Source organism: Chryseobacterium shigense (assembly GCF_900156575.1).
Lineage (GTDB): Bacteria > Bacteroidota > Bacteroidia > Flavobacteriales > Weeksellaceae > Chryseobacterium > Chryseobacterium shigense.
Genome location: NZ_FTNY01000006.1, coordinates 164266 through 187777, shown reverse-complemented (window position 1 = coordinate 187777; position 23512 = coordinate 164266). Strand labels below are relative to the sequence as shown.

At 36.7% G+C, this 23512-nt stretch carries 17 protein-coding genes; 7 read left to right on the top strand and 10 right to left on the bottom strand.

The window, feature by feature from the left end; genetic code table 11:
- Positions 1-2: 2 nt before the first annotated feature.
- From BW964_RS19460 to BW964_RS19450, 3 genes are read right to left on the bottom strand one after another with little or no spacing between them, the layout of a single operon-like run.
- A complete protein-coding gene (locus tag BW964_RS19460; RefSeq protein WP_076509763.1) occupies positions 3-560 on the bottom strand; it encodes a TerD family protein in 558 nt (185 codons plus the stop codon).
- A complete protein-coding gene (locus BW964_RS19455) occupies positions 550-1374 on the bottom strand; it encodes a phosphoribosyltransferase family protein (RefSeq protein WP_076509761.1) in 825 nt (274 codons plus the stop codon). The genes BW964_RS19460 and BW964_RS19455 overlap by 11 nt, the downstream gene beginning before the upstream one ends.
- A gap of 5 nt (positions 1375-1379) precedes the next feature.
- A complete protein-coding gene (locus BW964_RS19450; RefSeq protein ID WP_076509759.1) occupies positions 1380-2048 on the bottom strand; it encodes an HAD family hydrolase in 669 nt (222 codons plus the stop codon).
- Positions 2049-2559: 511 nt separating this feature from the next.
- On the opposite strand from BW964_RS19450, the gene fusA reads away from it, so the two are divergent.
- Positions 2560-4626 (top strand): elongation factor G, encoded by a 2067-nt coding sequence (fusA, locus tag BW964_RS19445; protein WP_076509906.1) that lies wholly within the window; start codon positions 2560-2562, stop codon positions 4624-4626.
- A gap of 1238 nt (positions 4627-5864) precedes the next feature.
- Here the strand turns inward: fusA and BW964_RS19440 are convergent.
- Positions 5865-7403 (bottom strand): SulP family inorganic anion transporter, encoded by a 1539-nt coding sequence (locus BW964_RS19440; RefSeq protein ID WP_076509757.1) that lies wholly within the window; start codon positions 7401-7403, stop codon positions 5865-5867.
- A 610-nt stretch (positions 7404-8013) separates the two neighbouring features.
- On the opposite strand from BW964_RS19440, the gene BW964_RS19435 reads away from it, so the two are divergent.
- A complete protein-coding gene (locus BW964_RS19435) occupies positions 8014-8445 on the top strand; it encodes a transposase (RefSeq protein ID WP_076509755.1) in 432 nt (143 codons plus the stop codon).
- Between the two features lie 12 nt (positions 8446-8457).
- A complete protein-coding gene (locus BW964_RS19430; protein ID WP_076509753.1) occupies positions 8458-8808 on the top strand; it encodes a hypothetical protein in 351 nt (116 codons plus the stop codon).
- Positions 8809-9743: 935 nt separating this feature from the next.
- Here BW964_RS19430 and BW964_RS19425 read toward each other — a convergent pair.
- The 3 genes from BW964_RS19425 to BW964_RS19415 form a co-directional block, all read right to left on the bottom strand.
- Complete coding sequence (locus BW964_RS19425) at positions 9744-9980, bottom strand: phosphate ABC transporter substrate-binding protein (protein WP_076509751.1); 237 nt, start codon at positions 9978-9980, stop codon at positions 9744-9746.
- Positions 9981-10302: 322 nt separating this feature from the next.
- The gene (locus BW964_RS19420; protein WP_076509749.1) at positions 10303-10752 is read right to left on the bottom strand and encodes a hypothetical protein; all 450 of its coding nucleotides are present in this window, start codon (positions 10750-10752) and stop codon (positions 10303-10305) included.
- 289 nt (positions 10753-11041) lie between these two features.
- Positions 11042-12559 carry a TROVE domain-containing protein gene (locus tag BW964_RS19415; protein ID WP_076509747.1) on the bottom strand — a complete coding sequence of 506 codons (1518 nt, stop codon included), beginning with the start codon at positions 12557-12559 and terminating at the stop codon, positions 11042-11044.
- A 490-nt stretch (positions 12560-13049) separates the two neighbouring features.
- Here BW964_RS19415 and BW964_RS19410 point away from each other — a divergent pair, with 490 nt between their 5' ends.
- Positions 13050-13496, top strand: a complete 447-nt coding sequence (locus BW964_RS19410; protein ID WP_076509744.1) for a VOC family protein — start codon at positions 13050-13052, stop codon at positions 13494-13496.
- A gap of 39 nt (positions 13497-13535) precedes the next feature.
- Here BW964_RS19410 and BW964_RS19405 read toward each other — a convergent pair whose 3' ends face one another.
- Genes BW964_RS19405 through BW964_RS19395 form a run of 3 tightly spaced genes read right to left on the bottom strand, consistent with a single transcriptional unit; the run spans position 13536 to position 20099 of the window.
- Positions 13536-14879 carry an SWIM zinc finger family protein gene (locus tag BW964_RS19405; RefSeq protein ID WP_076509742.1) on the bottom strand — a complete coding sequence of 448 codons (1344 nt, stop codon included), beginning with the start codon at positions 14877-14879 and terminating at the stop codon, positions 13536-13538.
- A 2-nt stretch (positions 14880-14881) separates the two neighbouring features.
- Entirely contained in the window at positions 14882-17578 is a 2697-nt protein-coding gene (locus tag BW964_RS19400; protein ID WP_076509740.1) for a DUF6493 family protein, read from the bottom strand.
- A complete protein-coding gene (locus BW964_RS19395; protein ID WP_076509739.1) occupies positions 17559-20099 on the bottom strand; it encodes a DUF6493 family protein in 2541 nt (846 codons plus the stop codon). Before BW964_RS19395 ends, BW964_RS19400 begins: the two co-directional genes overlap by 20 nt.
- 379 nt (positions 20100-20478) lie before the next feature.
- On the opposite strand from BW964_RS19395, the gene BW964_RS19390 reads away from it, so the two are divergent.
- The 3 genes from BW964_RS19390 to BW964_RS19380 all read left to right on the top strand — a co-directional run bounded on the left by BW964_RS19390 (position 20479) and on the right by BW964_RS19380 (position 23451).
- A complete protein-coding gene (locus BW964_RS19390) occupies positions 20479-20703 on the top strand; it encodes a hypothetical protein (protein WP_076509737.1) in 225 nt (74 codons plus the stop codon).
- Positions 20704-20819: 116 nt separating this feature from the next.
- On the top strand, positions 20820-21974 hold the full coding sequence (locus BW964_RS19385; RefSeq protein WP_076509735.1) for a TlpA family protein disulfide reductase: 1155 nt from the start codon (positions 20820-20822) through the stop codon (positions 21972-21974).
- Positions 21967-23451 carry a vitamin K epoxide reductase family protein gene (locus BW964_RS19380; RefSeq protein ID WP_076509733.1) on the top strand — a complete coding sequence of 495 codons (1485 nt, stop codon included), beginning with the start codon at positions 21967-21969 and terminating at the stop codon, positions 23449-23451. Before BW964_RS19385 ends, BW964_RS19380 begins: the two co-directional genes overlap by 8 nt.
- The last annotated feature ends 61 nt before the right edge of the window (positions 23452-23512 follow it).

Below are 23512 nucleotides of genomic sequence, written 5' to 3'. Positions count from 1 at the left end.
AATTATTTTTGATAAATTGATACGAATTTGTCAAGGCCGTCTCTTTGTCCTGCCCCAACAGCTTCAAATTTCCATTCTCCGTTTCTATTGTAGATTCTTCCGAATTCTACTGCCGTTTCAATAGAGAAATCTTCGTCCAGTTCATATTTCAGGATTTCTTCATTGGTATCTGTATTGAAAATTCTGATGAAAGAATTTCTCACCTGTCCGAAGTTCTGCTTTCTTGCATCAGCATCGTGGATGGTTACCACTACGGTAATTTCCTGAATCGCTGAATCTATTTTTGTAAGATCAATTTTGATCTGCTCATCATCTCCTGCCCCTTCTCCTGTAAGATTGTCCCCCGTGTGGATCACAGACTTGTCCGGAGATTCCAGGTTATTATAGAAAATAAAGTGATTGTCTGACACCAATTTTTTGTCTTCCCCCAAAAGGAATAAAGAAGCATCAAGGTCGAAACCTGTTCCTGTAGAAGTATTATTGATATCCCATCCTAAACCTACAGTGAATTTAGGTGCGTTAATGTTTTCTCTTTGTCCTTTTTGTAAGTTAATAGCCATAATAGAGTTCCGTTTGTGTTAAAGTATTGATGTTATTTTCGTATTCTTTTATTAAATGATAATTGTTGCTGATCGCCAGCTCCAGAAGCAGGTCCATCTGCTCTTTTTTTACTTTAGACGTAAGATAGTCAAAATTACTTGAATCCAGTCCTAAAATATATTTCACGATCCTTGTGTTAAATTCAAAACTTGGCTTTATCATTACTTCCGCAACGTGTTTGATATTTTTTACCGCGTAATAATTAAAGAAGTTTTCAATTTTCGGATCAAGGTCAAAGTTCATCAGTTCCGCATAGTAGAGGAACATAAAATCCGCCTCAACTTCATATTCGTTCAAAATTCTGTTCACGGTATGTTCGTGACTCCCTGTTATTTTTATATCGTCTATAAAAATACAAAGTTTTCCTCTTAAAAAATCTTTATCGATATAATAAGTATCATTGGCGATCAGATTTTTCCGGTCTTCAAAATTAAGATTCCCATAATCCGTGATATAGGTATGATTACGGTTGATCTTCGATATAATACTGGATCTTCTCCCTTTCTGAAACAGGTACAGATCCAGATGCTTTTTAAAGAAAAAACACAAAAAATTAGAAGCCGTAGGAATGGCCATATACGGACTTGGAAGAACGACGATCTCTTTTTCTGTGTTTAAAAGCTCTGCGTGTTCTGATATAAATCCGTTGAATAATTCTTTAGCAAATTTTTCAGCATACGACTTATCGCCATATTTGAAATAGCTGTATTCTGCGGGTGAAAAAGTGAATTCATCCGCGGAATGAATGGGGTGTAAGCTGTATCTTTTATTCATACAATCTAGTGTTTAAGTAAGTGGGCACTGAAACCAAAATCTTTTGCACCTTTATAGTCTGCCACCGGATTATCTCCAATATGCAGGACACGATGCATCGGAAGATTCTGGTCTTTAAGGTTATTCTTCACTTCCTGAAAAATAAGAGGATTCGGTTTTGAAATATTGATCTCATCCGAATAAATATGGAAGTCTATATACTGATCCAGCTCTTCCTGAATCAGAAACTTTCTCATTGTCCTTCCTTTGATAAATCCTGTATTACTCAGAATATTTACCGTTTTTCCCTCATTCTTGATCTGATCAAAAAACTCTTTTATGTTTTCGAAAATGATAACTGGTTTGTATTCTAAAAACAGTTCTTCACTTTTCATATAAAATCCTTCCAATTTTTCCTTATTCAATTGTTTTACATCTACATCCAGTAATCCCAGAATCAGTAAATACATTTCAAAAGTATCAATATTCCCTCCTGTAACCTCATTGATCGTATTGCAGAGATCATCGTAATATTTTACAGTTTTCGCAACCTCATCAATGGGTTTATCAATAGTAAAAAACGAGGTGAACAGCTCAACTCTTTTTGTTTTAAATTCAGGGTGAGATTTGATTAGGGTTAGCCACAGGTCAAAAGAAAAATGACAGTGGTTGTGAATGTCGATATCCGTTTTCAATAGTTTTAAGTTAAAAGTTTTATTTAGCTTTCTTGAAAAAGATTTAAAATTGTTTAATCATCAACAAGTGTTTAACTGGGTATTCTTCCCAAAGATAAAATTTTTATTAGAAAAGCATTACGTACTTCTCTGTTTTAAGAAATTTTTATGAATTTTCACCTCTTTTCCTACTGAGGACAGTCGGACTTCATGATTTGTTTAAATTTCCTGATCAAAAAATTTATCTGAAAAATTTTGGTCAATTAAAAAATTTATCTAATTTCGCAACCGATTAAAAATCAACAATGTCAACAACAATGATCAATATAATCACTTTAAGTAACCCTGTGAGAGCTGTGTACTCTGGCAGCACTCAATATTTATCTGAATAGTTCCTTAGATCTTTTATTACTAAAAATATATTGAAGACCTATCTGTTCAGATGGGTCTTTTTTGCTGCCTTATTTTCAGACCTCAAAACGAGGAGAATACGTATCTGTATTCTCAAAATCAACAATTTAAATTCAGCAAAATGAAATATAACACAAGAAATATAGGAATCATAGCCCACGTAGATGCAGGAAAAACCACTTTAACGGAAAGGCTTCTTTATTACACAGGCCTCATTCATAAAATTGGAAACGTAGACGATGGAAATACCACCATGGATAAAGACATCCAGGAGAAAAACAGAGGGATCACCATTTCATCTGCGGCCGTTTCTACCCAATGGAAAAAAGGAGAAACAGTATATAACATCAACATCATTGATACTCCCGGACACATCGATTTTGCAGTGGAAGTCGAACGTTCTTTAAGAGTTCTGGATAGCGTTGTCGCTGTGTTCTGTGCCTCTTCAGGCGTTCAGCCACAAACCGAAAATGTATGGTTCCAGGCTGAAAAACATGGAATTTCAAAGATATGCTTCATCAATAAAATGGACAGGATCGGAGCCGATTTCTTCGCGGTTCTTAAGGAGATTGAAACGAAACTTAATGCAGTTCCTATGGCACTGCAAATCCCAATCGGAGCTGAAGCCCAGTTTGAAGGAGTCATTGATTTAATTAAACAGAAAGCTTTGTACTGGACCGATGAAAACGGGGAAACCATTATTGAGAAGGAAATTCCCGAGGATCACAAAGCGGATGCCGATGAATACAGGATGAAATTAATGGAAATCCTCGCGGAATACGATGAAACGTTCTTTGAGGCTTACATGAATCCTGAAAACAACATTACTGAGGAAATGATCACTGAAGCTTTACAGAAAGTCTGCAGGTCAGGAGCTGCAGTTCCGGTTCTCTGTGGTTCTGCCTTTAAAAATAAAGGGGTGCAACCTCTTTTGGACGCGGTAGTCACTTATTTCCCGGCTCCGGATCAACTTCCAGTCGTTCAGGGGAAAGATCCTGAGACAGAAGAAGCTGTAGAATTGGTAAGAAATGAAACGGAAACTTTTTCAGGACTTGTTTTTAAAGTCGTGATCGATAAACATATGGGAAGGCTTGTCATGCTCCGCTTGTATTCCGGTAGCATAAAATCCGGTGATACGATTGTGAATGTAAGAACAAGCGAAAGTTTCAGGATATCGAGGATTCTGAAAATGCAGTCTGACAAAACGTTGTCGATAGAAGAAGGAAAAGCAGGAGATATTGTGGCTTTAACAGGAATTAAGGATGCCAAAACCGGAGATTCTTTATCCGCAGTTGAAAAGCCTGTCCTTCTGGAAGCGATTACCATTCCTGCTCCCGTGATCAGGGTTTCGATAGAGCCTAAAACGAACAGTGATGAGAAATCTTTCGGTTTGGTTCTGGCTAAGATTCAGGAAGAAGACCCTTCTCTAGTGATGGAAAGAGACCGTCAGACCGGAGAAACTCTATTGAGCGGTCTGGGTGAGCTTCACCTTGAGGTCACTCTGGAAAAGATCCGCCTGAATCACGGTATAGAAGTCAATCAGGGGAAACCTAAAGTGTCTTACCGTGAGATTTTAACGGAAACCAGAACGCACAGAGAAAAGCTTTCGAAGCAGAATGGCGGAAGCGGACAGTTTGCCGATATCACCTTTGAAATCGGACCAAGAGAAAATAATGAACCCGGACTGGAATTCATTAATCTGATCAAAGGAGGTGTGATTCCGGGTGAATTTATTCCTTCCGTAGAAAAAGGTTTCAGGGAAGCTATGGAAAACGGACCCCTGAAAGGTTATCCTTTGGAAAGTATGAAGATCAGACTTATGGACGGTTCTTTCCATCCTCAGGATTCTGGCGCATATGATTTTGAAAATGCTGCGAGAGACGGATTCAGAGCGGCGGCTTTATCATGCAGCCCTAGGCTTCTGGAGCCCATCATGCAGGTTGAAATCCAGAGTATTGAAGAGTACACGGGCGCTGTAACGGCTGATATCAACCGAAGAAGGGGAATTATTTCGTCCATCGATGAACGATCGGGAAGAAAGATTTTCACGGCAGAAGTTCCGTTGGCTTCTACCTTCGGATATATTTCCGATCTGAGAACGCTGACGAGCGGAAGAGCTTCGATCAGCATGAAACTGTCACACTATGCTTTGGTGCCTGATTTCATTGCGAATACATTAATAACCTAAAAAACGAGGGCTGTAAAGTGATTTTACAGTCCTTGTTTGGTTATTGTAGGGGGAAATGTGAATGGTCAATTGTGAATTTTGAGTATTATTAACCACAAAAGGCACAAAAGGTTATGCTTATAAGCACTTTAGACCACTTTAGTTGTAAAAGTTTTAGCATCCTGAAAATAATAAGATCACATAAAAGAAAATCATAGATTTTCTTAAAACTTAAGTGTACTTTATATCCGCAATGCATTTACTTTAAAATAACTAAAGTGTCTGAAAAAACTTTTGTGACTTTTGTGGTTGATATTATAATATTATTTAACCACAAAAGTCACAAAAGGTTATGCTTATAAACACTTTAGACCACTTTAGTTGCAAAAGTGTTAGCATCCTGAAAATAATAAGATCACATAAGAGAAAATCATAGATTTTCTTAAAACTTAAGTGTACTTTATATGCGCAATGCATTTACTTTAAAATAACTAAAGTGTCTGAAAAAACTTTTGTGACTTTTGTGGTTGATACTATAATATTATTTGACCACAAAAGGCACAAAAGGTTATGCCTATAAACACTTTAGACCACTTTAGTTACAAAAGTGTTAGCATCCTGAAAATAATAAGATCACATAAGAGAAAATCATAGATTTTCTTAAAACTTAAGTGTACTTTATATGCGTAATGCATTTACTTTAAAATAACTAAAGTGTTCAAAAAACTTTTGTGACTTTTGTGGTTGATACTATAATATTATTTGACCACAAAAGGCACAAAAGGTTATGCCTATAAACACTTTAGACCACTTTAGTTGCAAAAGTGTTATCATCCTGAAAACAATAAGATCACATAAGAGAAAATCAATGATTTTCTTAAAACTTAAGTGTACTTTATATGCGCAATGAATTTACTTTAAAATAACTAAAGTGTTTGAAAAACTTTTGTGACTTTTGTGGTTGATACTATAATATTATTTGACCACAAAAGGCACAAAAGGTTATGCCTATAAACACTTTAGACCACTTTAGTTGCAAAAGTGTTATCATCCTGAAAACAATAAGATCACATAAGAGAAAATCAATGATTTTCTTAAAACTTAAGTGTACTTTATATGCGCAATGAATTTACTTTAAAATAACTAAAGTGTTTGAAAAACTTTTGTGACTTTTGTGGTTGATATTATAATATTATTTAACCACAAAAAACAGATTTCTGAATCTCCAAATATTTTAATTTCTTAAATCTTTAAATCCCCTACTTCTCCGGCATCACCTTATACGTAGGATCTTCCTGAATATTGACTTCAATAACTGCTTCTGCATTTTTCAGCATTTTACGGCAGTCTTCACTGAGGTGTCGCAGATAGAGTTTTTTATTCTGCTGGCTATATCGTTTAGAGAGTTTATCCAAAGCATCAATGGCGCTCATATCTACGATACGACTTTCTTTAAAATCTACGACTACTTCTTCCGGATCATCCATGAGATCAAATTTATCCATGAATGCAGTTACTGATCCAAAAAAAAGGGGACCATATATTTCATAATGCTTGACCCCATTTTCATCAATGGATTTTTTTGCCCGGATCCTTTTGGCATTGTCCCATGCGAACACCAGAGCAGCAATCACAACCCCTACCAATACGGCTAATGCAAGATTGTGAAGGATCACCGTGATGAGGGCTACGGTAATCCCAACAAATATATCTGATTTCGGCATTTTATTGGCAATCCGGATCGATACCCACTGAAAAGTACCTATAGCAACCATCATCATCACTCCAACCAGTGCTGCCATCGGTATTTTTTCAATAAAAGGGGCTCCAAACAGGATGATTATAAGAATCATAACTGAACCGATAATTCCTGACAGTCTGGCTCTTGAACCCGCATTGAGATTGACCAATGTCTGGGCTACCATCGCGCAACCTCCCATTCCACCGAAAAACCCGTTGGTGATATTAGCAATTCCCTGGGCCACTGATTCCTTGTTGGCATTTCCTTTTGAATTGGTAATTTCATCCACCATTGATAAGGTTAAAAGCGATTCAATAAGGCCGACTCCGGCCATGACTAAAGCATAGGGAAAAATGATCTGCAGGGTTTCCAAAGTAAAAGGAATCTGAGGACTATGGAAAGTGGGAAGGTTTCCGCTGATATGGGCAATATCTGCCACTGTTTTTGTGGGTATATTAAAACCCAGAACGACCGCAAAAACAATAATGATCGCTACTAATGATGCAGGAACTGCTTTTGTGATCTTTGGAAAAAAATAGACAATTGCAATGGTGAGAGCGGTTAATCCAGCCATACTATATAAAGGAACTCCCTGGAGCCAATTGGAAACTCCGGTACTGTCTGTGATCTTAAACTGCTCCAACTGAGCCATAAAAATAATGATGGCCAGACCATTCAGAAAACCGTACATCACAGGCTGCGGAATAAGCCTGACAAATTTCCCTAACTTAAAAACTCCTACCAGTATTTGGAAAAGTCCGGCGAGGGCCACGGCAGCAAAAAGATATTCTATACCATGAGATTTTATCAAAGCAATCAGGACAACAATGGTAGCTCCTGCTCCACCGGACACCATTCCGGGACGGCCTCCCAAAACAGCTGTCACAATTCCCATCATAAAGGCTGCATAAAGCCCGGTAAGCGGTGAAAGCCCGGCCAGGATCGCAAAGGAAAGTGACTCAGGAATCATGGTCATCGCTACGGTAAAGCCGGCCAGAAGTTCGTTCTTGTAATTTATTTTTTTCGAAAAATCGAATAAGCTTATGGTATTTTTCATTGAACTGCAAAGGTATATACTTGAAGGATGGAATACAATTAGTATTTTTTATCTTTTTGTTAAAGATCTTGGGAAGGGACTTGAAATAATTCTCAGAAATATTTGTTTGGTTTGTTAATTTTAATTAAATTTCACCTTAAAGGATATTTTTTATGCATTTTTGAGAATTAGATTCTAATTTTTATTTAAATTTGGAAACTTATAATCAGATTGATTGATTAAACAGTGATCTGCTGACCCTAAGGACAATAGTAAAAAATAGTACGAATAAAATTGCATGAAGGAGCTTTTATAGGTTATATAGTAAAGAAAAGAAGTTGAAGCACGAAGGAGGTCTGATTTATATCTCTTGAGTAAGAATATACCAGCAGAAAATGGGAAATATATAGTATTACTTAAGACATTTATAACCTGAAAACCAAATGACCAGCCGCCCATCTTTTATACTGAGAGCTATACCATAACCTAAGAGCTAAATATTTCCTTTTTTGCTACCGCTGATATTTTCTTGGCGTAATTTTATTTTTCAGACAGCATATTCATGAAGTATAGAAATGTAATATTATCTATTTTTTTAATTCATGAATTTAACAATAAATAGTACTCATACATGTTATATAAAGAAATTCATATAGGAAAGTTTATCAAGGAGATGGTTGATGAAAATGAGATACCCATGGAGAGGATCTGTAATTTTCTCAACAAGGATGAGCAGTTTATTGAAAATATATACAACAGCAAATCCATCGATGTGGAATTACTGCTGAGATGGAGCAAGCTTCTGGAATATGATTTTTTCAGGCTTTACAGCTCGCATCTTATTTTATATGCACCGCCCTCTGCCGTTAACAAGAACCAAAAGAAGTCTGATAAAATTCCTTATTTCAGAAAGAATATTTACACTCAGGAAATTAAAGATTTTATCATGAAGAGAATCTTATCCGGGGAAATGACCTACGGCGAAGTGATCAAAGAATATTCTATTCCCAAAAGTACACTTCATCGCTGGCTTCAGAAAAACAATGCTAATACTAACGGATAAACAGAACTGATTATGCGTCCCAACTACAAGAAGATATATTATGATATGCTGAGGCTGGAACATCCTGAAAAGCTGAAGGACCCGAAGATCAAAGAACTTCTGGATAAACTGAATACCACTGAGGATATCTTGAATTTTAACGAGAAGATTTTTGCCCAGTCAAAAGAAAGCCAGGTCAACAATCAGAAGCTTAAAACATATGATAAGAAAACCATGTTTAAGCTTTTACAATATCAAAGCAAGCACGGTTTTTCTACCAGCTACATGTCCAGAAAATATAAGATCAGCCGGACGACAATTATCAACTGGAAAAAAACGTTCGAAGAAGAAATAGATCAAGTAATCAATGCCGGCGAAAATTAATTCACCGGCATTTTTTGTAAAAGGTAATGGTCAGGAAAAATGGGGACAGTCGGTTTGCCGGATTCGAACCGGATAGCCTTGCCGGAATGACTGACTTCGCTATTCCTCCCCAAAAAGTGTGACGATGGATTTTTTCCTTTACGACACTTTTTTATTGCAAAACAAGGCAACAACCGAAAGTGTAGTCGTGCTCTAACCAACTGAGCTACTCTTCCTATTGATGAATTGTGTTTTTTGTGGAAGAGACGGGACTCGAACCCGTGACCCCGTCGTAATGAGCGAAGTAACACTGTTCTACGGCACTTGTTTGTTTTTTAAAAGCAGATAAGGCAACAGGCGAAAAGAGTTTGCTCTTTTCAGAGCGTCGTTCTTACCCTATCGGGCAGTGAACCGGCAATTCTACATCTGCTTGAGACTTGCATTTTCCCAGAAGAAAAACTTTTGCCAGGCTGGGTTTCAATCCAGCGTCGCTAGTTCGGTCGCCCGAATGACGCTACCTTAGGACCGTTAATTCGAAGGAACTCTTCTCTACGACACTTATCTGCTAAGTTTTTTTAAAATTAAAAAGAGGCTAAAGGCGAAAAAACTTTAATACATAAACCATCAGGCTTATTCTGGAGTCGAACCAATAGTAACCGAAGTAAGTTTTCTCTAACGACACTCTTTTGTTGAAATCAAGGTAATAATGTAAGGATCTTTTCTGCGTTTTGCTCTACCTTCTGAGCTTCACTCCCGTTTACAACAGGGAAGGCAGGAGTCGAACCTGCGACCTAAACGTTTAACAATCGAAGTATGATCCTAAAACGACACTTGATTTTTTTTAAGCAGGGCATTCAATCAAACAGAAACTCACGACAGAGCGATACCATTACGCCATCTGTTTCCAGAACAGGATTCGAACCTGTATTGCTGCCACCCAACGAAGCAATTCTGTTTTACGGCACCTGCTTTATATTTTTCCAACGGGTTTTCCTGTATCTTTTCCAGTTTCTCTGATCGTTTTCCTGATGGGAATTAGCCGTTTCAATACCATGCGGAAAGCAATAGGAGCACCCCATTTCATTTCCGTATAGCATTCTTGATATCTGTATTCCGGAAATTTTCTTTGGAAAATCAATCAGTCCGTATTCATTGATTCCAAAAGTTTGTTTTAATGTCTTATATTTTTTCATGTATACTGGGAATTAACCTCAATACACTGCTTCTTTAAGACATGGTTTGTAAGTTTTCATGGTTCTGTTTTTAACTATTAATTTTTCATTTTATTAAAGCCAAGCAATGGAGTCATAAGCGTTTTGAATGTATTCAAATTGGAAGTTTGACGATGAAACTCTTATGGTACGGCATTGGTCTGTTGGTACCGGGCATCTGGCGGAAAGACTTTGTTTCAAGTCGAAGAAGTTCTTTCCATACGGCACCGGATGAATAACACTGCAAAGTTATTTTAGAAGTGCGCATTCATTTTACGCAGCTTGTTTTATTTTTATTATTTTTTTAAATGTTGATATAGAGCTTCTGCCCTTTTCTTATAACCTCCTGTGTGAAACTTTTAAATACGGGATAATAATAGTTTTCAAAATCATTATCCAGATGTCCTTTACGGCTACCTTTTTTTATGGATTCTAAAGTGAACAGAAAATCATCTGCATTTATTTCTGTACATTCAGCACTGATATCCTGCCAACCTATGCACTCATTATTCTGTCTCACCAATTCCGGTAATCTATCGTATTCTTCCGGAGTAATACCTTCATAAAACCAGTAGTTTAAATACATTCTGAAACTTGCCCCACCAAAAAGTACCGCCTCACGTCTTCCTTCTGATTTGGTAAGAAGCCTATATTCTTCACCACAATCGGGCGCTCCGCAACAAGGGCACAAGCAGAGATGCGTGAGATCTTCTCTGATAAAAGGATTTTCCTGGTATTGATAATTTTCGGACATGGTATTATATTTTTGTCGTTGCGAGGAATGAAGTGACGAAGCAGTCTCATTAATCATACTCGTTCGTTTTGCCTTGAAGCGAAAGAACCCAAAATTCAATATTTGGAAACTCCAGCTAAAAATAATCTATACACTCTAAAAATTTTAAAACTTGCACAAATTATATATTGATGTCTTTACTCAAAATTCATCCCGCACTCAGACAGTAGATTTTTTTAACGTTCAAATGACTTATTTAATCAATCCCAAACTTGAAGATCATTCATCATTAATTTAAAAGCAGTGCCTTTTACAGCACCACTTTTTTAATAACCTGAATCGCAGATTTTCTGTCTTCCAAAGCATTCAGTACGTCGAAAATCTTGTCTGACCAGCCAGCAATAAGGTAGACATCATTTTTTTTGATATCTAGCGGTTGTTTTCCATAACCTGCCAGATCAAAAATATATAATTTTGCATCCGGAGCTATTTTTTTATAACGATTCCAGGAATCTTCAAAAGAATTTTTGGTCCAGTTGCTATTCCACAATTGAGTGTCTGTAAACAACATTATTTTATCTGTTTTTTCTTTTCTGGAAATCAGATCTTCGATCACCAGATAACCGTTGGTAGAATAACCAACTTCCCCTTCCCTTTTGTACAATTCATTAACGTTTCTCAAAATACCACTTTTAGGCATTGGCACTCTTTTCCAGCTATCACCGAACATACCGGTGATCACATTTTTGCACTGAGACTGCAAAATCATCGACATCAATAATCCGATATCGTAAAGCAACACTTTACTTTTAGGAGAAACCGGCTGTTGCATAGAACCTGAAACATCTGCCGCGATGACTACCGAAGTATCAAAGCCAAAACCCTTTATATTTTTTGCACTTACCATCACTGCATCTTCCAATGACTCCAAAATAGATGATACATAAGGTGAATCAATAGTCTTCAATTCTCTGTAGGCCGCTAAAAACCTAAACGGAAGCTGCTTCGAGTTGATGACCGCTTTTTCATTAGATAAATAAGTACATATTTTACAGATGGCATCCGAGGAAACGTGTGATTCCAAAATATTTCTCAGATTTCTCAACGTTGCCATATACCCCAGTTTGTTGCTGAAGATCAATTCTTCCCATTTTGTTTTAAAAGCTTGCTTTTTTTCTGCTTCATCTGCAAATTTAGTCTGACCTAAAACTGAAAGTTCAACCTCCCAAGTGTACGGAGTTTCCAAAGTATCAGCCACAATTTTGTTGAAAATAGCCTGCTGGTTTTCATCCTTTGCTTTCGGATGAACGAGAAATAAGGCGTCTTTAAGGGTGACTTCTGCTTTTCTATTGTATTTTGCGAACTGGTATTCATCAAATTTATTAAAAGATTTAGCAAGACCTTTCTGGATCTGCTTTGAAAGCCTGTTCAGTTTTTTGGTTTCTGTTCTTTCATTAGCAGTCTGATAGTAGGCTAAAAGTTCGGTGATTTCATCCACTCTCTGGACAATACCGTCAACTGTTCTGCTAACCAGATCTGTACCGGAGGCCTGTTTGGCAAGCTCCGCAGTCAAAACCAAAGGAATCGAACGGAGATGCATATCCTTTCTGGCATAGACTGCCAGTTTAGCTACAAATTCCGGATCATTTTTTTTGATCAGAGACTGAATTCTTTTCCATCGGTCATTCCCCTTTTCATAAGAAGTGTTGGATAATCCTGTGGTAACAACAGCACTATACAATTCTTCGGAAGGTGTCAACGAGAACGCCTTTGTCCCTTCATGGTTGAATACGGTATTTTTCTCTTTTTTTAAAAAATTAAATTTCATGAGTTACTGTTTTTTTGTTAAACATTATTCTGAGGATCACCTCATCCTCTCTGATTTCTAATGCAAAGTAAAAACAGTATTACGCAGTCTTTTTGCGTAGTGAATATTTATATTATTTTTTTTGCTTAATCAAATTGGTGAATTTTAAACGGCATGCATGTTTTATCTCCCACAGATTTCTCAGATGTGTGCATATCATTGTGTTTTGTGTAAAGGATTGGGAGTATTTGTGCTTTAAATTTAGCTTTTGGCTAAATCCAGAAAAATCTGGGATATTTTTCAAGCGGACTAAACCCACTGCAATTGATGTTTAATGACAATATCTTTTATCTTTTATCTTTTATCTTTTATCTTTTATCTTTTATCTTTTATCTTTTATCTAATCTTTCCCACATACAAAATGTCTATCATTCAATTCCAATAAAGGAATCGCCATTCTCTGCTTTTCCAAATAGCATTGTCTAGTTTTGTGTACATAAATATTCAAGCTATGATTAGAGGATTATATGAAACCCATGTGCAGGTAAGCAGTTTAGAAAATTCTATCCGGTTTTACACTGAGGTGCTGGGGCTGAAGCTGGCCCATATGGACAAGACGCGTCCTATTGCATTTCTGTGGATCGGTGAAGGCAAAGAATTTATGCTGGGATTGTGGGAGCAGAAAGAAAACCTGCAGCCAAGACATTTTGCTTTTTCAAGCAGTAAAGAAGATATTTTAAATTATTCCGTGGATTTTCTGAAAAATAAAGATCTGAAACCTTATAACTTCCTGAAAGATGGTCTTGATGAACCTATGGTTTTTGCCTGGATGCCTGCATTAGCTATATATTTCAATGATCCGGATGGTAACCAACTTGAGTTTATCTCCATCCTTGAAGGAGAAGGAAAACCTGAATTGGGGGTGATCTCTTATGAAGAATGGATGAACCATCAATAATAAAAAAGGACAGTCTTATCTGATAAGCTGTCCTTGTTTTTACATCTGTACTATTTTTTTTACCGCAAGTACATGTTTGCATGGTCCTCTTTCGCCCTGGTATTTACTGAACCATTCGCAGGTACAACGCTCTTTGCTATCGTCGATAATGACGGTATGGTGAACCCCCGTCCCTTCTACCCTAGCTTCCGTTCTGGCGAGACTTTTATTTAATATCTGTACTTTTCCTTCAGCAATTAATTTTTCAGCATTTTTCATCCTTGGATTTAAACCGATAATTCTATTGAGTTTAAACGGCAATCTTCGATAGAAAAATCCATTGTCATCAAGGTCATACCCCAATAGTCCCATGGCAGCCAATCGTCCGGCGAGGTTATCCGTTTTCTTCAGGCTTATCTTTTCATCTAAAGCAAAAGCTGTAGGATTAAAAGACTGGTTGGCATAAGCATACTTATCCAGCGCATCAATCCACTCATCAGATATATCATCAATCAGACTGTCTAACACAGCGCCTTCTCCGGAAAATCCTCTCCAGCTTTCTCTTGACAATGAAAAACTGAACCGGATATGTCCCATATACAGCTGCCATGTGGTAGACTGCATATCTGCATGCGGAAATACCTGCATTTGATCGATATAAGGAAGAAGCGGCTCCAGCAGGCGAAGCCTGTTGAGTCCGCCAATACACACAGCATTTGCTGATTTTACCGGAGAGAACATAGGCTTATTGCCTCTTATAATCAGGTAATAATCGGATTTCACCGGACCTTTCGGTATTCCTCTGAATAGCTGCTGGGTCTGAATTTTGTTGAATGTATGAAGCTTTTCGGACTGGGACAGATAAATCTGGACAGTACTGAGCCCCTTGATCCATTTTACAGGCAGCGGAACTTTTCTTTCCACTATTTTTTGTTCCTCTCTGTAGAGTCCTACTTCTTTGTCACCTACGGAAAGGATAATCTTTTCGTTAGGCCGAATGCTTCCTAAAGCCGTGATCATCGGCTGGTTGAAATCTACATTGGTGGTCCCATTTTCCAGAAACTCACCATCAAGACCATCAGGCAGTACATCTACTCTGGCATACACACCGGCACAGTGTGAAAATCCCTCAAATCGCAATCTGCTGTTTCCGGCAGTAACGATGGGGTCTTTAAGGAGGGCCATCTGAAACGGCGACAGATTAAAGCTGGATTTCACAATATTGGAAAGTGTGATGAGGCACCTTGCCAATATAAAGGGCTGACTGACATTTCCCCAGAAAAAGCAGGGAGCATCCGTGTTCTTCTGAATCTCACTGTACTTGGACAGAAATAATTCTTCAGATGCATCTTTTTTTACCAGAGACGATGGCCTCTGATAGTTATAAACAAGCGTATCTTCCATATCTATTTTTTTAGAAGAAGATTGCAGATTTTTTTCAGACTGGAATTGTCTTTCCAGCTATTCAGTTTTTCTTTTAAGTTTTTATCGGCCTCTGATTGGTTTAAGGCCAGAACTTCGTGGTAAATATCCAATATTTTTTTCAGATTGGTAACAGGTGTTTCCATCTGTAGTAAAATATGGGTAAAAAGCTCTTCCAATGCCAGATTGTGGTCTTTGCTGACATTCAGCATCTGATGCTGGACAAGATCTGTGAATCTTTTAACAGGTGCCCATTCCAGTTTTTCATGCAGCCCTATCACACGTCCCAATTCCACATTATCCATTACTTTATGGGAAACATGTTCCAGCCAGATCTCAGCAGCGGTTCCGCGGATGACTTTGTCTCCGTCCAGGAAAATAGTTCCCAGAAACAGATATCCCATATCATCCAAAGGCTTTTTCATCTGATGAAGTGCCTGGGCGGTATTCAGAACCAGCCCTCTTTCATAAACCTCTGCAATGCCTGAATAAAACAGGCAGTCTTTAATGATCTTGGCGAAAACATTGCCGAGCGTATTCGGGAAACTCCACATAAATGCAGGGGTTTCAGAAAAATGTTTCTGCTCTGCCACAAAGTATTCTGAGAAAAGCTGGTGTTCTCTTTTTTTCAAGTGATATTTCGGAACACTGATATTCAGTTCTACCGGATAATAGGAATTCTTTTTGCTGTCAATCGTTTTCCAGATATAGGAACCGGTTAGAAATTCTTCAGGAATATCGTCATATCCAAACTCCTGAAATTCTTTAAAAATTTTTCCAGGAGAGCGTGTTATTCCTGCGGTCATCCACCATGAAGGATGTTCAAATTCACCTTTAGGGGTAGCCTTTTTATTAAAAAAGAAAAGAAGAAGTTCTTTGTATTCACCTTTTAACTTTTGTTCAACAATTTTAATGCTCTCTGACGTTTTTTCCATTGAGCATCGCTGTAAGGCAAGTTGCAGATCAAGATCATCGGGTGCTGTATTTTCATTCTGATAAATTTCCAGTCTTTCAACCAATGCTTCCGGGCTTACCCAGCATGGTTCATGAGTTACAGTAGATAATAACGGTATTTTATCTCCTGATGTAATTTTATTAAAGACCTGTACGGCTATGTTTTTGAATGGCTTCATCGCCAATCCTCCTACTTTGATATCTTTGATAGGTCCCAGTTTTTTGTGATAACTGGAATATGCTTCTCTTGTGGCTTCGTCTTCGCAGGTTCTTTTATATATTTTGTCAAGATTATTTAGCTGAACAGGGAATTTCTCTAATAAGGAAAGTCCGTAATTGATAATGAGATTGCACAGCAAAACATTAAAATGATGCACTTCCCATTTGGCAATGGTTTTACAGGCTTTCTGAAATACGGGCTCAAAAAGTTTTACGGATTCGGCATCGGCTTCATCAGCAAAACGAACCAGTCCTGCCAATGCGAGATCATAGTAAAAAGTCCCGGGATTTTCTATGGCTTGTGGCAGAAAAAACATGAGATCTTCAAAGCTTTCTGGTTCCTGAATCTTGCTGTCTTCACGGATGAGCTCTAATTTTTCAGGATTTACAATATCCAGTTCCAGCTGTGTTTTTTCGATATATTGAACTAAACCGGGCCGTACATTAGCTAAAATATTATCCGCATAATGGGACAGTGCTTCCTTCATGTTGTCGGAAACAGGAATATACCTCTGAATAATCTTGGCGGCTTTGCTCTGAATACTTTCGTCTTTGCTTACAAAGGCTGCACTCAAAGCCATTTCCAGGTTTTCCGTGTCGAGTTTCTTTTTCTGAAATATCTTTTCGGATACTGTAAGGCTGGCTGCCACAACGGTTTTCACCTCTGAGCTCAAAAGGTTTGGAAGGAAATGAGAAAACTCGCTGGTTTTAAATTCCACGGTGGGAACTATTTTTTTCAAATGGGTCAGCATGGTATTGACTGCCTTGGACTGCACAGAAGCAAGGCCCGCCATCAGTTCGTCCTGAAGCAAGACCAGTTCTTCATCAGAAGGCTTTAATGCATTGAATGCCTCCATGAACCATCCTGTGACATTTTTATTAAAATTCCTGTTCGCTGCCAGAAGGCATTCTTTGAGAAATCTTTTTCTGTCAATTTTATTTTCAGCGATGAGTTTTTGAACTAATGGTAGCCACTCTCTTTTAAAAGGAAGCGATTTCGAAGGAAATTCACACAGATACCAGAAGTGGGTTTCCAGTGTTTCCGGAGATTTATCCAGATCATAGGGCTGAAGACTTAAATGATAGCCCAGCAACTCAGGTCTCGGCTGTACATATCCTTTCTCTGTCCAACCCAGAATATCCTGATAATCAAATGCTGTAAATTCTGCATCTATAGAATCGTTGATAAAATCTGAAAACCAATGGGGGCAGCCCCATTCCAATATGGTACTGGTCTGTTCTTTATTTCTGAAAAGACTCCAATAGTTTTTTCCGTAATGCTTTTGGTCCATGCAGACAAATGAAGCTATATCAATAATTGAATGCTGATCTGCAGATCCGGAAGTATGGTAGGAATTTTTGGTCATTATAATCTTACTGATCTCTCTATCTAATTTTTTTATCGTAGGGACCAGGGATTTTCTTTCTTCAGCGGTAAGCTGTTTCAGAAACGGAATAATCTCATGTGCTTTTTCCTCATTAAGGATCTCATACAATCTTTCTTTCATTTGTTTTTAATTTGATAATCATTTTTTTCAGGTTATTTTCGTTTTCCCATTCTTTTAACCTCACGACTACATCAGCATTCGTTTCCGACTGATTAAGCTGTAACAGTTCGTAATACATCTCCAAAATCGTTTTAAGATTAAAAACAGGATGATCTATCGTTTTAAGAATGGATATCAATAGTTTTTCAAAAGCCCGGTTATGACTGGAATTCAGGCCTATAAAGCGATCAATTCCATCTCTCAGTCTTTTAACCGGAACAAGTCCGAAGTTGATCTTTTCACCGATCATTATTCCTAATGTTCCCATGTCAAAATCATCTGAAGCTATCTTATGAAGAATCGCTTCAAAAGCCGTACCAGACAAGGTTTTATCCTTACTGAATAGGGCGGCGGAAAGAAATAAATAATGCACCGGCTGAAATGGAAGATCCAGCTTCATCCATGCATCTAAAAATTCGATATTAGTTCTGCTGTTATACTGATTAACAGCATTGGACAGGGTTTCATTACATTTTTTCGCAAAAACAGACCCGGAAAAATAGGGAGCTGTGTATAAAATACGAATCAGATCATGATCATAAACGCCGTGATATGAATTAAATAAGTGATCTAAAAGCGGGGCTTCTTCCGGAATTTCTTTATTTTCAATCGTTACCGTCATCTCCGGAACTTCTTCTGCAACGTATGCTTTGTATATTTTTCTAATACCCCATTTTCGGGCGAAACTGCCTTCCAGATAGGTGATTTCATATCTGTCTTTGAAATATTCAGGATCAAAAACAGGTTCTACATATTTAAAATACTCTTTGCTCAGTTCTTTCTGTGCATACTTTTTTGATTCTGCAAGATGCTCTTTTTTCACCCTCAGGATTGCCCGCTGAAGATCGAAAGGAACCGGAATTATTTTCTGGTCCTGGTATATTTTTAATTTATCTACAAGCATACGGATGTCTATCCAGCATGGCGTATGGTCTGGAACCGAAAGCAGGGGAAGATTTTTTCCTTGTTTTAAAAGTTCAAATATATCTGAAAGAAACTGATGATAGGCTTTAAAGATCAAAGGGGTCCGTTTTCCCAACCAGTTTTCAAAATCAGGAAATTCTTTTCTGGCTTCATTCAGTAACGGCGATCCGTTTTTCAAACCATATTTAATAAAAAATGATGCATATAAATGATGCATTCCAACACTTCCTTTTTCTTTACATGCAGCTTTGAATGCAGGTTCCAACCGGATACCCTGTTCTTTACTGATCTCAGTATTGAATCTCATGAGTGCATCCACGAAAAGATCAAAATCATTAGGATCGTTGTTACTGAAAACCCTGGGGGCGAACAATATAAAATCGCTGACCGTTTTAATTGGTGAAACCGGTTCACTGATACACCAAGCAGTATATTCCTCATTTTCTGCCGGTTCATGAAACTTATTAATTTCGGTGTCAGGAAGAAATTCTTTTAATAATACTTTGGGGTCTGAAAGAAGACATTCGGCATAAGACTGAATTTCAATTTTAATATTTCCGGAATCCGGATCACCATATCTGGCGATGATTTTTGCAGCTTTTATCTGTATCGCAGCATCTTTACTTATGAAAACGGGAAGTAAAAAAAGACAGATTTCGTCTCTGTATCTTTTATCATTTCCGGCGATTTTATCAAGGGTTTGAAGGAGGCTATTCAAGATATTTTTAGCCTGAACAGAAGGTAAAGCCGCTGCGGACTTAAGAAAATCCTGAGCTTCAAAATCTTCTTCGGTGATCACCCGGTTTATTATTTTCAGTACCGGAACAAAAAGTGAAGACTGTGGGGAATGAAAGACTGAAAAGAGATGGTTCTGCAATTCTAAAATTTCTCTGCTGGAGGGTTCAAGATGAGAAAACAATTCGAGAAACCAACTATTATGGTCTTTTGACAGATTAAGATTAATTGCTTTTAGGCAAGACTCTAAAACTTTCGAACGGTTCTGTTTATTTTCGCAGATGTAGTGCTGAAAAATATTTTTCCAGTTTCTTCCGTTCTGATCATGGCAGCTGATGCTTGAATCATACTGAAACATCAACCACAGATGGGAATCAAGTGTTACAGGATGCGTGAAAAGAATTTCTTCTGAAGTATGATGGGTCGTGATTGATTCTGAAAGAAGTTGGGCCCCCACTTCATCATTCAGTTGAAGGTAACCTTTCTGCTGCCATTCAAGGACTTTGAGATAGTCAATACTTCTGAGAAACAGAGCGCAATCTCCCATCCATCCGGGCACATAAGATTCAAATAATTCATCGAGGAGATGGATTGGCCATGCATAATAAGCAGAAGCCAATTTTTCGTATTCTTCCTGAGTACTGCTGCAAGCCAGAGTGGCCAGCATAGAAATGTGATTGTGCCCCCAGTCTTTATTTAAAAATTTCTTTAAAATGACTGCAGTTTCTTTCTTTTCTTTTGGGCTCAGCTTTATAAGAAAAGGAACAATTTCCTTGATTCTATAATTTAAATAAATCGCCTTCAATTCATCTCCAATAAGCATAATTCCAATCTAGGGGACTAAAATAATAAAAAATGGCCGACAGACATTGAAATATCCCTTTAAAGTGATTTTTTTAACAAAAATTTATGCTTTTAAGAAAAGTTTTGCAAGCATTTCTGAATAAAAGTTAAAGATAATCCCCCGTTCAACTTTGAAAAATGCTCGAATATTTTTTATTGTTGGAAGCTGTTTTTCCGGGGATTAGCTTTTCCCAAGAATTTTATTGCAAAAAATTCTCTTTATTTTGAACTGTTATTTTACTTTTTGAAAGGTTAAGAAATAAAACAAATTTATAGTGACAGAGGAAAAATATATCTTGCGTGTATGAAATAAATAATTATCTTTGTTTCCACATTAAAACAAATTTAGCACTCATTTTATGAAAAAACTAACAATTAAAAAATCAGTTAAATCATTAGTTGTGAAATCATCAACTCTAACCAGAGAAACATTAAAAGACTTTAAAGGTGGTGTTAATCTACAAACAGGTATAGAAACCGGTTTAGAACCTGAAGGAGGTTGCAACTCTGATTCAATTTGTGCATCAGGAAGATCAATCTGGAATAATTTTTCCGGAAAACCACATACCAACTGTTGCGCTTAAAAAAATATCAGGAGATCTTGTGATACAAGACCTTACCTGTCATTAAATTATTATAAAGGCTGTTTTATTTGTAAGACAGCCTTTATTCATCCTGTTTTAATCAATTCATACGTTAAATGAAAATCCTATCTCAATACTGTTTACTATTTCTACTATTATGCAGTCAGGGCCTTATTTCTCAGAATACTATCATTAAAGGTAAAACAAAATATAATTTTAAGAATTCAAAGATCTATCTTACCAATGCTTATCAATACAAGTATTATGAAAAAGGTAAGGTACTGGACTCTTCCACAGTGGACAGTAATGGCAATTTTGAATTTAATCTCAGCAATGTAAAAGCTAATTATCCTTACAAATTTATTGATCGGGATGATAATGGTTACTCTTCAAGTTCAATCTTTTTTATTTCTTCAAAGGAAACCCTGATTAACTTTTCCGACATGGACTCTTTATCCGTCAACTATAATGATCAGCTGCTTAAAGAAAAAAAGGCGTATGACTTTTCTTTTCTTCCTTTAAAGAAAAGATATGATCAGCTCTATAAGGAAGCAGATGAGGCGGTAACCCGATATGGAGGATTTCAAAATGTACCTAAAGACTACCTTACATCCTATAACAAAACGGAGAAGGAAATAATAACGGATGAAAAAAAGGTATTATCAGATTATATCAGGACTCACCCCAATTCTCCTATGGGTTTTTGGAAGTTTGTTGATTTTTTTGAAAAAAACTTATTAACGCTACCAGAGGCTGAATCTGCATTCAACAATTTTTCAAAAGATATAAAACAGAGTTTTTATGGAAAAGAATTATTGAACGATATTAAAAGAAAAAAGCTTTTAAGCATCGGGAATGTATTCCCAATTCCTGCAGTAAGCAATCTGGATCAGAAACCGGTTACTTTTACACTTAATAATCAAAAAAAATACACTTTAGTTGAGTTTTGGTTTAGTCACTGTCTACCCTGCAGAAGGGATTTGCCGAAGTATAAGGAAATTTATGATGAGTACCATTTGAAAGGTTTTACCATTATCAATATCGCGACAGACCGGAAGAAGGATATACCTTATTTAAATCAAACAATAAAAGATTTTAAGATGACCTGGGCTCAATATTTAGATAAAAACGGAGAGCAGGCTGCACGCTGGGGAATCAATTCCTTTCCAACCAATTTTTTACTCAATGATAAAAATGAAATAATTCAAATAAATATTTCTGTTAATCAATTAAATAGCTTCCTGTTAAAAAACATTAACAAAAATGAATAACAATATTCAGTTTCTCTACAAGTACTTAAAAAAAAAAAATATAGATGTAGACTTTTCTGATTTAGAAACAGGGATCTCTTCTCATCCGAATTATCCGGATATCGTGTCATATGCTGACACACTGGATATGATGAACATTCAATACAGTATTTATAATTATCAGGATATAGAAAGTGAAATTGATAAAAAGGATATCGCTGTTTTTTTTGATCAATCCGGCGCTTTAAAATTGGAATACATCCAATCACTGAGCTCATCAATTTTAGAAAATTCTCTGATTTTAATAGCTGAAGAGCTTCCTGTGAAATGGTCATTCCGTTTTCATCCAAAAATCGCATTTTTACTGGTCATTTTTCTGGCTTTCATTTTCATCTGCTCAGCTTTTGGCTCTATCTACATCCCCATTCTCTCATTATGTTCTATCATTGGAGTTTATATTTCTTATAGTGGTTTATCCATTGAGCTGGGAATAGAATCAGATTTTTCCAATAAGTTTTGTTCATCAAAAGAAGAAAAATCAAGTTGCAATTCTGTTATCAATTCAGATAAAAAAATAAAGGTAAAACTGGGACATCTGAGCTTTTTTTTCTTTATTCACCAGTTTTGTTTATTGATTTTAAGCCGTGCTATTCCCGAATTGTATAGTGTGTTTTTTATTGGTGTCATGGTAAGTATTCCGATAACCCTCTATTCTTTGTATTTCCAGTTTTTTGTAGAAAAAAAGATCTGTACCATATGCATGACGATCATTGCTCTTTTATATCTGCAGGCATTGGTCAGCATTTATTCTTTCGACCCACTGCAATGGAATTTAAATTTCAACAAAATTCTGGTCGTCCTGATCATAACCATGGGATCTTATCTTATTACTCATTTTATTTCTCAGAATATCGCGTTAATCGAAAGGCTAAAAAAAACAAATAATGGACTGATCAAATTTTACAGAAACTTTGACCTGTTTAAATATTCTTTAATCAAGAGTAAAAGAATTGATTTTGATATAGAAGATGTAGGCGTGTTTATCGGAGAAAAGAGTCATTATAAACCTTTAATTACGATGGTATCCAATCCCACCTGCAAATATTGTAAAGAGATGTACAAAACTCTATGGGACATCCATACTTCTGATTCAGATAATGTCATGATTCAAATTATATTTTATGATAAAAACTTTACTTCCAACGGGAAAGAAGTAATAAAAAATATTTTACATCATTATTTGAAGTCAGGCGGTAGTTCTACATTGGAAATGCTGGCTCACGACTTTAATTTCTTTGAAAAAAAGCAATCCATTCAGGAGGAGCCAGATGCTCAGATCGAGGATATGATCCTGAAACAGAACAGCTTTGGATTGTCTACCAATTTTGAACATTCACCGACCCTGCTTTTAAATAAATATCTCTTTCCGGAAAACTATTCTAGATCATTTCTTAGATATTTTATTCCTGATTTAATAAGCGATATGCAAAAAAAATAATCTTTGCTTATACATTATGCCTGATACCCTGTTTACAAAATCCATCATAAGAAGGCCTTTA

Bases quoted from the DNA above. Each gene is read 5' to 3' on its own strand.
- BW964_RS19440 (WP_076509757.1), bottom strand. From the start codon at position 7,403: ATGAAAAATACCATAAGCTTATTCGATTTTTCGAAAAAAATAAATTAC.
- BW964_RS19395 (WP_076509739.1), bottom strand. From the start codon at position 20,099: ATGCTTATTGGAGATGAATTGAAGGCGATTTATTTAAATTATAGAATC.
- BW964_RS19420 (WP_076509749.1), bottom strand. From the start codon at position 10,752: ATGTCCGAAAATTATCAATACCAGGAAAATCCTTTTATCAGAGAAGAT.
- BW964_RS19385 (WP_076509735.1), top strand. From the start codon at position 20,820: ATGAAAATCCTATCTCAATACTGTTTACTATTTCTACTATTATGCAGT.
- BW964_RS19435 (WP_076509755.1), top strand. From the start codon at position 8,014: ATGTTATATAAAGAAATTCATATAGGAAAGTTTATCAAGGAGATGGTT.
- BW964_RS19430 (WP_076509753.1), top strand. From the start codon at position 8,458: ATGCGTCCCAACTACAAGAAGATATATTATGATATGCTGAGGCTGGAA.
- BW964_RS19390 (WP_076509737.1), top strand. From the start codon at position 20,479: ATGAAAAAACTAACAATTAAAAAATCAGTTAAATCATTAGTTGTGAAA.
- fusA (WP_076509906.1), top strand. From the start codon at position 2,560: ATGAAATATAACACAAGAAATATAGGAATCATAGCCCACGTAGATGCA.
- BW964_RS19415 (WP_076509747.1), bottom strand. From the start codon at position 12,559: ATGAAATTTAATTTTTTAAAAAAAGAGAAAAATACCGTATTCAACCAT.
- BW964_RS19410 (WP_076509744.1), top strand. From the start codon at position 13,050: ATGATTAGAGGATTATATGAAACCCATGTGCAGGTAAGCAGTTTAGAA.
- BW964_RS19400 (WP_076509740.1), bottom strand. From the start codon at position 17,578: ATGAAAGAAAGATTGTATGAGATCCTTAATGAGGAAAAAGCACATGAG.
- BW964_RS19380 (WP_076509733.1), top strand. From the start codon at position 21,967: ATGAATAACAATATTCAGTTTCTCTACAAGTACTTAAAAAAAAAAAAT.
- BW964_RS19425 (WP_076509751.1), bottom strand. From the start codon at position 9,980: ATGAAAAAATATAAGACATTAAAACAAACTTTTGGAATCAATGAATAC.
- BW964_RS19455 (WP_076509761.1), bottom strand. From the start codon at position 1,374: ATGAATAAAAGATACAGCTTACACCCCATTCATTCCGCGGATGAATTC.
- BW964_RS19460 (WP_076509763.1), bottom strand. From the start codon at position 560: ATGGCTATTAACTTACAAAAAGGACAAAGAGAAAACATTAACGCACCT.
- BW964_RS19405 (WP_076509742.1), bottom strand. From the start codon at position 14,879: ATGGAAGATACGCTTGTTTATAACTATCAGAGGCCATCGTCTCTGGTA.